We start from the raw sequence: 12,519 nt of genomic DNA on the forward strand, positions 1-12,519 counted from the left end.
CGCCGACCGGGCGCTGATTCTCCACAGCCACCGAGGCTACTGCACTCAAGCAGAGATGCAGGACATCTGTTCGAACACTAGCGCCGGGTGCCGACAGTTTCGGGGTGATGTCTCAGGACTTGGGTGACCGATGGCACCACGGGGGTGCTGCCCTGTCTCAAGACATCGGTGACAGTCTGTTGGCAGGGGTGGTGAGGCGCAGATGAACGCTCGGCAATGGACCAGTGAGATCGAGTCGATCCTCGACCGCGAGCGCGAGAACCGCGGACCCTTCTGGTCCCGCGAGGACGGAAACGTCCATGCCCCGGCGAGCTTCTCGACGCTCCTCGTCCTCAACGTCCTCGGCGAGCTCGGCGCCACCCGCGACAGCGACGAGCTGATCTCCGGCGCGGTCGAGCTCCTCTTCCGGAACCAGACCGCCGACGGCGCCTTCCGCTACTCCTCGACGAGCGCCAAGCTCCCCTGCATCACCGGGCAGGCGCTGGCCGCACTGGGGAGGCTCGGCGTTGCCCGAGACCCCCGCGCGGAGGCGGGATACCGATGGCTCCTCGACGGTCAGTGGGCCGGCGGCGGCTGGCGGTGCGCCACGGTGATGCTGGGCAGATCGCCGGAGACCGATGCGAGCAACCCCGGCGCGACGCTGTTCGTCCTCGACGCATTCCGGTTCCGCAGCAACCCACAGAAGGACGAGGAAGCCCTCGCAGCGGCGGTCGACTCGCTCCTGCGCCACTGGGAGACGCGGAGCCCCCTCGGGCCCTGCGCGTTCGGCATCGGCAGCCGGTTCACGAAGGTCGAGTACCCCTTCTGGCGCTACAACCTCTTCTACTACGTCTACGTGCTGTCGCACTATCGAGCCGCGCGCGCGGACCCGCGCTTCCTCGAGGCCGTCGAGCAGCTCCGCTGCCACGTGGACGGTGACGGCCGGCTCGTCGTCGACGCGCCACCGCGCGGCTGGCAGCAGTACTCGTTCTCCCGTCGGGGCACCGCCAGCGAGCTGGCCACCGATCGCTGGCAGGAGATCCGCGCGAGCGGTCAGGACACCAGGACGACGTGAAGCGTGCGGGGTCCGTGGACGCCCTCGACCCGGTTCAGCTCGATGTCGCTGGTCGCCGAGGGTCCGCTGATCCAGGTCTGCGGACGCAGCGGATCCAGCCGGGCCACCGCATCGGGCACCCCGTGCACCACCTGTTCGGCGCGTACGACGCACACGTGCACGTCGGGCACCAGCGACAGCGCCCGCCGACCCTGGCCGGGGCCGTGGTCGAGCACGATCGTCCCCGTGGCGGCGATCCCGATCGCGGCGGCCGTCACGACGGCGTCCATCCGGTCGAGGTCGGCGGCAGAGAGCCCTTCGTCGAGCACAGCGCCCTGCACGTCGTACGGCAGGTCCACCGGCACCACCACGCGCCGCCCCTCGCCGAGCACGGACCGGATCGTCGCGACAACCTCGCCGACGCCGCACGAGGTGACGGTCGCACGGTAGTGCTCGACGCGCTCCACGAAGAGCCCGACCAGGTCGGCGGGGCCCGGCACGTCGCGGTAGCCACGCGGCACGGTGACCGCGGACCGGTCGGCGTGCTCGAGGGCGCCCCGGACGCGACCGAGGATCTCGTCACGGGCGCTCACCGCCGGCCCCCCGTCGTGCGCCGCCACCACGCTCGGAACGACTCCACCGGCGGCGCGGGCAGGTCGCGCGCATCGCTCCACGCCGAGCCGGGCCAGGGCAACCGGCTCAGCGCGCGCCGCCCTCCGGGCAGGGTACGGCGGCCAACCCGGTCAGCGAGCCGACCGGCCACGCCCGACGCCCGCTCCAGGAAACCCAGCCGACCGGCGGACGAGAACGCCCACGACGCGGACCTCATCGCCGCGGCCTCAGCGACATGGGAGGCGGTTCCACGCCGCGCGTCGACGACCTGGGCGCGCAGGTCCACGAGCACCGAGGGGATGTCGATCCGCACCGGGCACGCCTCGAAGCACGCACCGCACAACGAGGAGGCGTAGGGCAACGAGTCGGTCTGCTCGTCGGTGCCGGGACCGCGAAGCAGCGGGTTGAGGATCGCCCCGATCGGTCCCGGGTACACCGAGCCGTAGGCGTGGCCGCCGGTCCGCTCGTAGACAGGGCACACGTTCAGGCACGCCGAGCACCGGATGCACCGCAGCGCCTGGCGGCCGACCTCGTCGGCGAGCGCGCGGGTGCGGCCGTTGTCGAGGAGCACCACGTGCACCTCCTGCGGGCCGTCGCCGGGCGTGACCCCGGACCAGGTGGAGGTGTAGGGGTTCATCCGCTCCCCGGTCGAGGAGCGCGGCAGCAGCTGCAGGAACACGTCGAGGTCGCGCCAGGTCGGCACCACCTTCTCGATCCCGACCACGGACACGAGCACGTCAGGCAGGGTCAGGCACATCCGTCCGTTGCCCTCGGACTCGACGACGACCAACGTGCCGGTCTCGGCGACGGCGAAGTTGGCACCGGACACGGCCATCCGCGCGCGCAGGAACTTCTCGCGCAGGTGCAGCCGTGCGGCACCGGCGAGGTCCGCCGGTTCGTCGCTGAGGTCGTCGGGCGCCGCCCGGCCGGCCCGGGCCATCTCGCGACGGAAGATCTCCCGGATCTCCGCGCGGTTGCGGTGGATCGCGGGCACCAGGATGTGGGAGGGCAGGTCGTCGCCCAGCTGCACGATCAGCTCGGCCAGGTCGGTCTCCCAGGCCGAGATCCCGGCCGCCTCGAGCGCGCCGTTGAGCTCGATCTCCTGGGTGGCCATCGACTTGACCTTCACGACCTCGTCGACGCCGTGCTGCTGGGCGACCCGGGTGACGATCTCGCAGGCCTCGGCCGCGTCGCGGGCCCAGTGCACCGTCGCCCCGCGCGCGACGAGCGCCGCCTCCAACGCGAGCAGGTGCTCGTCGAGGTGCAGCAGCGTGTTGTCCTTGATCGCCGCGCCGGCCAGCCGCAGCTCCGCCCAGTCCTCCACCTCGCCGACCACGGCTGCCCGCTTCGCACGGATGGTGCCGGTCGCGTGGGCGAGGTTCGACCGGAGCTGGGTGTCGGCGAGCGCAGTGCGCGCCGCGGCCGGGAACGCCGGCATCCCCACGAACGTCGCGCTCACGACGCGCTCCCCGAAGAGGCGGCGTCCACCGGATGCTCACGCGGCGTGGCGCTCTCCTCGGTGGCGGCCAGGATCTCCGCGAGGTGCATCACCCGCACCCCCGACCGCTGCCGCGACAGCACGCCGCCGATGTGCATCAGGCACGAGTTGTCGCCCGCGACCAGCACCTCCGCTCCGGTGTCCCGCACGTGCCTGGCCTTGTCGGAGCCCATCGCCACGGACGTCTCGGCGTTCTTCACCGCGAACGTGCCGCCGAACCCGCAGCACTCCTCCGCGTGCGGGAGGTCCACCAGCCGCAGCCCCCGCACCGCCTCGAGCAGCCGTCGGGGCCGGTCACCGACGCCGAGCATCCGCAGGCTGTGGCAGGTCGGGTGGTAGGTCACCGTGTGCGGGAAGTACGCCCCCACGTCGGTCACCCCGAGCACGTCGACGAGGAACTCGCTCAGCTCGTGGACCCTCGGCGAGACCTCCTCGACCGCGCGGGACAGTCCCGGGTCCCCGGCTCGCCGAGCGACGATCGAGTGCTGGTGGCGGGCCGATCCCGCACAGGATCCCGAAGGAGTCACCACGGCGTCGTACCCGTCGAAGACCCGCACGAAGTTGCGTACGACGGGCACCGCCTCGTCGAGGTAGCCGGTGTTGACCATCGGCTGCGCGCAGCACGTCTGCGCCTCGGGGAACTCCACGTCCACGCCCAACCGGCGCAGCAGGCGCACCACGGCCTTCCCGGTGTCGGGGAACATCGCGTCATTGACGCAGGTCACCATCAACGCCACCCTCATGGGCCCACCCTCGCACCTCGGCGGCGTCCCAGTCAGCAGCGAGGCGTCATGCTGCGCCGAAGTCAGGCTGCCTTGCGCCGAGCGGCTCGCTCCGCGGAGGCGGAGTCCTCGCGCAGCATCCGGAGCACGGCTCGCTCGAGCGCCAGCTGCCGCTCGTCGGGCGAGTCGTAGCTGCGTCGCACGGCCGCCTCGATCGTCGTACCGTCCTCGTAGAGGTCGATCACCCGCGGGTCGACGTACGAGCTCCGCGCGATCGTGGGCGTGTTGCCGAGGTACTCCGAGACCTCCACCATCGCCTGGCGCACCGCCCGCTTGCGCGACGCCTTGGTGTGGCCGGGCTCGTCGGAGGAGGCGAGCGAGACCGCGGCGAGCACCGTGGCGTGCCAGGTGCGGAAGTCCTTCGCGGTGATCTCCGCGCCGGTGGTCGAGCGCAGGTAGTCGTTGACCGTCATCGCGTCGAGCGGACTCCACCGCCGACCCTCGCGATAGGCCAGCAGCCGGTCCCCACCTCCGCGTCGGCGGCGCATCGTCTCGACCGCGGAGATCGCCAGCGGGTCGTCGATCTCGATGCAGTGCTCGATCCCGGACTTGCCGGTGAAGCAGAACACCAGCCGGTCGCGGTGCCGGCGCACGTGCCGCTTCTCCAGCGTGGTCAGCCCGAAGCTGCCGTTGGTGTCGGTGTAGGAGTCCGAGCCGATCCGGAAGTAGCCGAGGTCCAGGAGGCGTACGGCGGTCGCGGCGGCGCGCTCCATCGGCATGCCGCCCATCGCGATGTGCTCGAGGATCGCCGCGCGCGCACGCGGCAGCTCGGCGGCTACCTCGGTGACCCGGTCGAACTTCATCTTGTCGCGCTTCACGCGCCACTCGGGGTGGTAGAGGTACTGCCTGCGCCCCGCGGCGTCGACGCCGACGGCCTGGATGTGGCCGTTCGGGTGCGGGCAGATCCACACCTCCTGCCACGCCGGCGGGATCACCAGGGACTTGCAGCGCTCGACGTCGTCGGCGCACAGCCGCTCGCCGCGCTGGTCGAGGTAGACGAACCCCTTGCCCGCACGGCGGCGTGTCCAGCCCGCGCTGTTGGGCGAGACGGTTCGGAGTCGGGGCATGCCCGGAAGTCCCCCGAACGAGGGTGCCTCAAACCGCGCGGCGTCAGTCTGGCCATTGACAGCCGCAAGACAGCTGGGTCAGATCATGACGCCATTCGCGGAGGCTCGACCGCTACATGAAGTTCATTCGGCTCGTCGAGTCGAGGGTGCTGGTCCGGCGGCACAGACAAAGCCGACCCCAGGACGGCATGTTCGCTAGTCTGCCCGCGACACAACGACGTGACGCTTGAGGAGCGCCAACGCACAGCGGACCCATCTCGACGGCTTTGCGCGATAGCGGCGGCCGATGCCGGGCAAGATTGCAGCCCCGCCGCGTTCTGTCGACTCTTCGGCACCGCGGCACGGGGAAGGCTCTAGGCGACATGATGCCCAGTGCGCCTGTGGGCCGCCGGTGGCCTTCGCGGGGCCATACGACCAACGCCAGGGTCGGACCGTCCAGCGATGAGACAGGCACCCAGCAGCGCAATCAAGAGGAACCAGACGATGCCCTCATTGAACAGGGAGATGCGCCACAATTCCGCAAAGCAATACCCGATGACAAAACTCCCGAGTGCCATGTAGCTGCTATACCGACTCAGATGCCCCATGAGGAAGCCGGCTAAAGCGACGACGAAGGTCATCGCAGGGAAAGACCATCCGCCGAGCAGGCCATACACAGCCGCAAGGGCCGAGTTCGTGCTTAGCGAAGCTTCGACTGAGACGCTACCGCGGTACCAATTCAACCGCCGGTTGGTCTCGCCGTCGGGGGCGTCCCCCAGGAACGAGGGAAGCATAAGGTCCTCAAGGCCCCGCGTCACGTCCCCAGCGCCGAGCGCGGGGAACTGCCACGCACCGGCGTTGGCGGTTCCTATAGCAGCCTGCGTTGGGGTGCCGATGTAGGCCACAGCCTCGCTGGCCAACATTGCCGCTGGATTTCGCGTCCCGCGCACCGATTCATAGTAGTTCGCATTTCGGACGTAGTTGGCGTACCCCAGTACCATCAGGGCCAAAACGACGGCCAGCACAAGGCCCTTCTTGTGTCGTGCCAGGCTCCCCTCCCTACGGAGCACGAGAAGTCCCACGAAGAGAAGCGCACTCATCACGAGACTCAAGCGGGAAGCGACAAGTACGGATCCTACGAGGAGGCCCAGGTTGAGCCAGTGCACTGACCGCCGTTCACGCAATACGACGAGGCGGTGCGTGGCGATCGCTCCGGAGGCAATGGTGGCGTAGCGGAGGGTTGCCACGCCGGCGGTCATGGGGACCGCCTCGCGAACCGCGTTGAAGGAGCGTTCTCGGACCGCTTGCACTACCAATCCGGGTGACTGGAGTTCCACGAGCACGTACATCCCAACCACTCCGGCCGCTCCGAGCCAGGTCAAGATGCGGTACACGCGCGCGTCGTCGGCGTTGTCAAGGTTCTCAAGCGGCTCTGTCTGTCGTCCGGCAAGCCAAGCCACCATGGCGACAACGGCCAGCAGGCCGTACCAGGCGAGGAGGAAGGCGATCCCCTCGAGGCTCAGTTCCTCGCGCTCGTTGAAACCCCGTCGAAATGAGTCCGGCCAAGGGGTGACCCAGACTAGGAAACTGATAGACGCCGGGACGGCGACCAGCCATCCCGGCCGCGAGACCGCTTTCCCCCACGTCACTCGTGCATGCTACGCGAAGCGGACAGGTTGCAGATGCGGAGGATGCTCGACGCGGAACCACACGATCCCGTCTTAGTAAGCACCATCGCGGCCTATGACCGCCTTCACGGTCTTGGCGATGATCACCAGGTCGTTGACCATCGACCAGTTGTCGACGTAGTAGAGGTCCAGCCGGACCGCCTCGTTCCAGCTCAGCGAGGATCGACCGGAGACCTGCCAAAGCCCGGTCATCCCGGGCCGCACGAGGAGCCGGCGCCGCATGGCGTTGTCGTAGGTCTCGACCTCCCACTCCTGCTGTGGGCGTGGTCCGACGAGGCTCATCTCCCCGAAGAGGACGTTGAACAGCTGCGGGAACTCGTCGATGGAGAAGCGACGGATGAACCGGCCGATCCGGGTGATCCGCGGGTCTTGCTCCATCTTCCACAGCGCACCCTCGTGCTCCGCCTCGGCACGGAGCTTTTCCTCGAGAGCATCGGCATTGACGTGCATCGACCTGAACTTCAGGCACTCGAACAAGTCGCCGTCGAGACCCACCCGCTTCTGCCGGTAGAAGACCGGACCACCGTCCTCGAGCTTGATCAGCAGCGCCACGACGAGCAGCAGCGGGCTGATCGCCACCACCCCGAGCAGGGCGCCGAGGAAGTCGAAGAGGCGCTTGGACGCACCGCCGGCGGCGTCGGACTGCGGCCCGTCGACGTGCAGCAGCGGCAGCCCGGCGACGGGACGCATGTGGATCCGCGGGCCGGCCACGTCGGTGAGCGAGGGGACGACGACGAGGTCGATGTCGCTGCCCTCGAGGTCCCACGCGATCCGCCGGAGGTCGGCCGAGGAGGCGTATCCGCCGCGGGCCACGAGCACCGTGTCGGCACCCACCTCGTCGCACACCCGGCGGGCGTCGGAGACGGCGCCCAGGTGCGGCACGCCCATCTGCGCCTCGTCGACGGGGATCCCCTGCGGGACGCAGCCCCCGACGATCACGTAACCGACGTATTGCTCACGGTGGAGCACCTCGACGAGCTCGCCGATCGCGGCGGGGCCGCCGACGGCGACGACCCGGTGCAGCACCTTCCCGTGCACGCGCAGACGGTGCAGCACCTTGCGGACCAGATAGCGCTCGGCAAGCAGCATCGGCGTGCCGAGGAAGAAGGTCAGCAGCACGAATCCGCGCGAGAGATCGGAGTTGAGCAGGTAGGAGATCATCCCGACGCCGCCGGCGGTGATCACCGACGCGAGCGAGACGAGCTTGAACTCCTCCTGGCCGGCGCCGAAGACCCGCTCGGAGTAGCTGCCCTGGGCCGCCAGGACGACCAGCCAGAGGAGGCCGATCCACGGCCCGACGGTCTCGGAGAGACGCTGGTCGGGGTCGATGTCGGCGGCCCACACGTCGAGGTTGAGGCGCAGCTCCCACGCCCAGAGGATCGCGGCGGTGATGACGAGGAGGTCGGCGACCGCGACGAGTACGAGCATGCGCGCGAGGTGGCGGCGAGTGCGGTTGCGATCCGCGACACCGGACCCTTGCTGCTCGACTCCCCCGACGACGGCCACGGATCCCCCTTCCTGCAGGCGCACGGGGACGCGTAGGCCCCGTATCCGCTTTGTGAGGATACCCCCGCGAGCGCCGCTAAACGTGCACTGTGCCCGATTGGCACCGCCCCTCCTGCCGAGGGCCGGAGGGGGTCAGCGGCGGGTCAGCGACCGCAGCGCAGGGCGTACGTCGACCAGGTACACGATCGACGCGACGGCACCGACCATGTTGAGCAGGTGGATCGGGTGCCAGATCAGCATGTGCGCGACCAAGGCGATGGCCAGGATGACCACCCACATCTTCTTGGTCTGCTTGCCGGCCGCCTCGAACTCCTCCGGCCGGTGGGCGAGGGCGTCGATGAACGCCCATGCCTCCACGGCGAACAGCGCGAGCGCAGCGACGAGGATGATGGAGTTCTGGATGTCGTAGACGAGCAGCGGCACGAGCCAATCCTACGCATGAACGGCAACTGCCCCCGCCTCGTGGCGGGGGCAGTCGGGTGTCACTCGTCGGGCGACAGGATCAGTCGCCGACCTTCTCGGCGGCGTCGCCGGCGGCCTTGCTGGCGGCCGACGCGGTCTTCTGCGCCGACGTGGTGGTCGCCTTGACGTTGCGCTTGGCGGTGCCGGCGGTCTTCTTGGCAGCCGTCTTCGTGGTCTTCGCCGCGCGCTTGGTCGTGCCGGCGGTGGCCTTCGCGGACTTCGTGGTCTGGGTCCGGGTGGTCTTCGCCTTCGCCACGGCGGTCTGAGCCGACGCCTTCGCGTCCTGGGTGGCCTGCTGGCGGCGGATCCGGGCGACCAGGTTGCGACCACGAGCAGCGAGGTCGCCGTAGGTCTCGGTCACCTCGGCAACGGTGTCGTTGACGTAGGACTCCAGCTGGGCCCGAGCCTTGGTCGCCCGTGCCTCGACGGTGGTCCGCGCCTCCTTGGCGTCCTCGTTGAGCTCGTCGATCCGGGCCGTGACGACGGTCTGGACCTGGTCGCGCAGCGCCTTCGGCTCGAGGTCGAGCTTCGCGAAGCGGGCCTGGATGTCCGCGCTGTAGTGACGTGCACGCTCGACGGCGAGGTCGGTGACCCCGACCACGGCGTACAGCGGGGCGGTTGCGTCGATCTTCTTGGTAGCCATGTGCTTACCTCCTCAGTTCCCGGAGGGCTCCTCGGCCCCACCGGAAGTCGTTGTTGCGGCCGGCCCCGAGACAGGATCGACCGGTGCGCCGTTGGCGGCGCGGAAGGACTGGTAGACGTCCAGCAGCGACTGCTTCTGCCGCTCGGTCAGCCCCGGGTCGGCCAGGATCGCCAGCTCGACGGAGCGGACCCCCTCCTCGTCCGGGTCGAGGATCCCCGCCCGCACGTAGAGGGTCTCGGCAGAGATGCGGAGCGCCTTCGCGAGCTGCTGGAGCACTTCCGCTGACGGCCGGCGCAGACCGCGTTCGATCTGGCTCAGGTACGGGTTCGACACACCGGTCTGCTCGGCGAGCTGCCGCAGCGAGAGCTCGGCGCTGACGCGCTGCTCCCGGAGGTACTCACCGAGGCTCTCGACGGTCTTGCCGACCTTTCCCTTGCCCACACCCCCATCGTGCTAACTCTTGCAAGCAGATACAAGAGGCGTGGAGGTGAGACGGGGCACATTCCGCCTTACAGATAAGGCACTTCCAGGAGGAATCGGTGTTAGCTGGCGGAGCAAGCGGACGTCTGCACGTCGCCGACGCCGGACGAGTGCGCACCCGGCGTCACCCGCAGGTTCACCGCACCAGGCTGGTCGAGTCCGCTCATCACGACGTAACGCAACCGCCGCGTCTGCCCCGGCGCGAGGTCGACCGTCCGCGTCACCACCGGATGGCCGAGGTGGTCCACCGAGCTGACGGGCAGCTCCTCACCGTCGATCGTCGAGGACTCGACCCACCCCTCGACCGGCGCGTAGAGGTGGGTGACCAGCCGCATGGACCCCGGCTCCACGCCGATCTGCTCGGCCATGCCGACGACGTAGTCCGGAAGCTGGGAAGGGTCACGAGGCGCGGTCGAGCGCAGCGTCACCGTCACCTCGAGCTCCTGACGCCCCTCGCGGTTGCAGGCGACCGGCTCCACGTCGACTCGATGCTCGAGGAAGTACTGCATCTTGGCGCCGGTGCCGTCGTTGAGGAAGACGCCGACGAAGGGCCTCTCCACCCCCGGCGAGAGGGGGATCTCGCCGCCGAGCGGCGTCTGCGCGAGCAGGTCCTGCTCGGCCTCGACCGACGACCACGCGTAGACCCGGCGCTCGCGCACGCCCCGCGTGAGTCCGTCGAGCACCTCCGTGGGGTCACCGGCGCCCGAGACGATCTTCTCGAAGACCGCTCGCGCCGCGGCCGCGAAGAACGCGTCCTGGGCAGCCGGGTCGGGCAGGCGGCTGTAGATGTCGTTGAGCAGCAACGGCACCGCGTCCTCGGCGGCCAGTCGCTCACCGCCCGGGAGGTCGACCGGCCCGGTCCCCTCGAGCACGTAGGAGAGCGCCACCGGGTCGACCGAGACGATCCCGTCGACCGCCGTACCCAGACGTTTCTGCCACATGGCTCGGGCCAGCTGCGCGGTGCGCGGGAAGTCGGGGGTGAAGTTGATGTTCTGCGGGAAGAGCGCCAGCTCCTCGCTGAAGAGGTCGAGCTCCTCGTCGGTGACCGGCAGGGCCGGCCGCGGCAGCTCACCGAACTCAGAAGCTCCGCCCTGCTGGCCGAGCCTGATCCGCCCGCGGTGGACGGTCATCGTCGCCCACGCACCCGGGATGCCGCCGGTGGCGCGGACCTCCGCGTTGTTCTGGAAAAGCACCAGGTAGGTCCGCTCGCCGTCCGCGCCGAGCATCGAGGGCAGCAGGCGCACCGCGTAGGACGCCTTCGCGGACAGAGACGCAGCATCGGCGAGCTTGGTCTGCATCAGCTCGACCGGCTCGGCGAGCGCATCATTGAGCTCGGCGGTGTCGATCGCGGCGACGCGGTCTTCTTGAAGCTGCATGTGGGCGTCGGCACGGATCACCGCCGGCGCGACCTCGGCGAGCGGAGCGGTGTCGATCCGGCCGTCGGTGGGCCGCAGGCTCTCGGGGGTGAGCTTCTCTCCCGCGTCGATCACGGTGGGCAGCACGTCGACCGCGAGCCGGTCGGTGACGTCGGCGACGGTGCGTACGGCGTCCACGTCGTCGCCGACCCCGGGCAGGCGGCTGGTGATCCACCAGCCGGGTCCCTGGGTGTTGGCGCTCGCCTCCGCGGCAGCGTCCTGGGCACTCTGCAGGCGTGCTCGAGCGGCCTCCTGCTCACCGGAGGTCAGCGCGTCAGCGATCTCCTCGAAGTCGGCGGCGACCGTCTGCAGCGCGTCACGCGCCTGGAGGGCCTGATAACCGGTGAATCCGACCAGCGCAACGACAACGACTCCGGTCAGCCCGAGGGCCAACCGGAGTCGTTGTGCGTGATGCGAACGTGCCAACGCTGGCGATCAGCGGCGGAAGACGCGGAGGTCCGTGGCGTGCGAGCTGCGCGTGAAGTGGTCGGAGCCGAGGTACTTCACGATCACGTCGTAGTAGCCGGCCCGACGCTTGCCGAACCACGCGCGGGCGCTCTCACCGCTGAGCTCCACGGTGCGGCGAGCAAGGACGACGCCACGGCGCTTGAGGATCACGCGCGCCTTGCCGACGACCGGGTGCTGGCTGACCGAACCGACGGACACGTTGACCCGAACGGCCTTGGTGCGGCTGAGGTTCGGAGCATGGGCCGCGGTGCGGGTCGGCGCCTTGCGGACGGTGTAGAACGCGTCCGCGGCACTGCTGCCGGTGAAGCCGGCGCAGTCGCTTGGGTTGTAGCGGGCGGTGACCCGGTAGGTCTGCCGGGAGGCGAGACGGCTCGGCAGGCTGACACTGACGGTTCCGTTGCTGACGGCCGGATTCCACGACCGGATCACGCTGCCGCTGCCGTTGAACAGCCGGATCCGGACGGTGCCGGCCGGAGTGCCCTGGCCGGCCTCATCGGAGCTCACGCGGACCGAGACGCCGTTGCTGGCGCCGTACGGGCCCTGGACTCGCTGCAGGCTCATCTGGGTCGTGGTCGACGCGTTGGCCGGGTAGCCGTGGCAGCTCACGTTGTCGATCTCGGGGGCCGCCGTGGTGACGGCCGGCGTGGCGACCAGCGCCATCGAGAGAGCGGTGCCGGTGGCGGCAGCCCCGGCGAAAGACTTGAACAGGATCTTCTTGAACATGGGTTCCCCTCGTATCCGACCGCGGGACGGCGGCCGGCAGCTCCACGCTCAGGTTCGTCCATCTCCCCCGAGACAACCGTGAAGTTTGCGCTACGCAACCTACCACGCATATGCACCAAATCGCATGCGATCGCCCAAGCCCGGTGGTTGAGGAGGGAGCGGA

12 protein-coding genes are annotated in these 12,519 nt (G+C 69.5%); 1 reads left to right on the forward strand and 11 read right to left on the reverse strand.

The features are described 5' to 3' along the window. Nucleotides 1–202 precede the first annotated feature (202 nt). Nucleotides 203–1,054: a prenyltransferase/squalene oxidase repeat-containing protein gene (locus ACYVIH_RS07300; RefSeq protein WP_460867675.1), complete on the forward strand. Its 852-nt coding sequence runs from the start codon at nucleotides 203–205 to the stop codon at nucleotides 1,052–1,054. Here the strand turns inward: ACYVIH_RS07300 and ACYVIH_RS07305 are convergent. The 11 genes from ACYVIH_RS07305 to ACYVIH_RS07355 form a co-directional block, all read right to left on the reverse strand. Then, entirely contained in the window at nucleotides 1,033–1,626 is a 594-nt protein-coding gene (locus tag ACYVIH_RS07305) for a LutC/YkgG family protein (protein WP_460867677.1), read from the reverse strand. The genes ACYVIH_RS07300 and ACYVIH_RS07305 overlap by 22 nt on opposite strands. Beyond that, nucleotides 1,623–3,104 carry a lactate utilization protein B gene (locus tag ACYVIH_RS07310; protein ID WP_460867679.1) on the reverse strand — a complete coding sequence of 494 codons (1,482 nt, stop codon included), beginning with the start codon at nucleotides 3,102–3,104 and terminating at the stop codon, nucleotides 1,623–1,625. The genes ACYVIH_RS07305 and ACYVIH_RS07310 overlap by 4 nt, the downstream gene beginning before the upstream one ends. Continuing rightward, entirely contained in the window at nucleotides 3,101–3,886 is a 786-nt protein-coding gene (locus ACYVIH_RS07315) for a (Fe-S)-binding protein (protein WP_460867682.1), read from the reverse strand. Before ACYVIH_RS07315 ends, ACYVIH_RS07310 begins: the two co-directional genes overlap by 4 nt. Nucleotides 3,887–3,948: 62 nt before the next feature. Next, a complete protein-coding gene (locus ACYVIH_RS07320; protein ID WP_460867684.1) occupies nucleotides 3,949–4,992 on the reverse strand; it encodes a DNA topoisomerase IB in 1,044 nt (347 codons plus the stop codon). Nucleotides 4,993–5,345: 353 nt separating this feature from the next. Continuing rightward, a complete protein-coding gene (locus ACYVIH_RS07325; RefSeq protein WP_460867685.1) occupies nucleotides 5,346–6,620 on the reverse strand; it encodes a hypothetical protein in 1,275 nt (424 codons plus the stop codon). Nucleotides 6,621–6,692: 72 nt separating this feature from the next. Beyond that, on the reverse strand, nucleotides 6,693–8,087 hold the full coding sequence (locus ACYVIH_RS07330) for a sugar transferase (RefSeq protein WP_460867687.1): 1,395 nt from the start codon (nucleotides 8,085–8,087) through the stop codon (nucleotides 6,693–6,695). Between the two features lie 210 nt (nucleotides 8,088–8,297). Continuing rightward, nucleotides 8,298–8,588, reverse strand: a complete 291-nt coding sequence (locus ACYVIH_RS07335; protein WP_460867689.1) for a DUF2516 family protein — start codon at nucleotides 8,586–8,588, stop codon at nucleotides 8,298–8,300. 79 nt (nucleotides 8,589–8,667) lie between these two features. Then, nucleotides 8,668–9,270 carry a hypothetical protein gene (locus tag ACYVIH_RS07340; RefSeq protein WP_460867691.1) on the reverse strand — a complete coding sequence of 201 codons (603 nt, stop codon included), beginning with the start codon at nucleotides 9,268–9,270 and terminating at the stop codon, nucleotides 8,668–8,670. 12 nt (nucleotides 9,271–9,282) lie between these two features. Further along, complete coding sequence (locus ACYVIH_RS07345; RefSeq protein WP_460867693.1) at nucleotides 9,283–9,711, reverse strand: helix-turn-helix domain-containing protein; 429 nt, start codon at nucleotides 9,709–9,711, stop codon at nucleotides 9,283–9,285. A 101-nt stretch (nucleotides 9,712–9,812) separates the two neighbouring features. Then, a complete protein-coding gene (locus tag ACYVIH_RS07350) occupies nucleotides 9,813–11,558 on the reverse strand; it encodes a DUF4012 domain-containing protein (protein ID WP_460867696.1) in 1,746 nt (581 codons plus the stop codon). Between the two features lie 42 nt (nucleotides 11,559–11,600). After that, nucleotides 11,601–12,356, reverse strand: a complete 756-nt coding sequence (locus ACYVIH_RS07355; RefSeq protein WP_460867698.1) for a hypothetical protein — start codon at nucleotides 12,354–12,356, stop codon at nucleotides 11,601–11,603. Nucleotides 12,357–12,519: the final 163 nt, after the last annotated feature.

It is taken from the genome of Nocardioides pakistanensis (genome assembly GCF_054781215.1).

What these genes read in the sequence shown, in the direction of transcription:
- ACYVIH_RS07355 (WP_460867698.1), bottom strand. Translation starts at nt 12,356, where the DNA reads ATGTTCAAGAAGATCCTGTTCAAGTCTTTCGCCGGGGCTGCCGCCACC.
- ACYVIH_RS07300 (WP_460867675.1), top strand. Translation starts at nt 203, where the DNA reads ATGAACGCTCGGCAATGGACCAGTGAGATCGAGTCGATCCTCGACCGC.
- ACYVIH_RS07320 (WP_460867684.1), bottom strand. Translation starts at nt 4,992, where the DNA reads ATGCCCCGACTCCGAACCGTCTCGCCCAACAGCGCGGGCTGGACACGC.
- ACYVIH_RS07340 (WP_460867691.1), bottom strand. Translation starts at nt 9,270, where the DNA reads ATGGCTACCAAGAAGATCGACGCAACCGCCCCGCTGTACGCCGTGGTC.
- ACYVIH_RS07315 (WP_460867682.1), bottom strand. Translation starts at nt 3,886, where the DNA reads ATGAGGGTGGCGTTGATGGTGACCTGCGTCAATGACGCGATGTTCCCC.
- ACYVIH_RS07330 (WP_460867687.1), bottom strand. Translation starts at nt 8,087, where the DNA reads ATGCTCGTACTCGTCGCGGTCGCCGACCTCCTCGTCATCACCGCCGCG.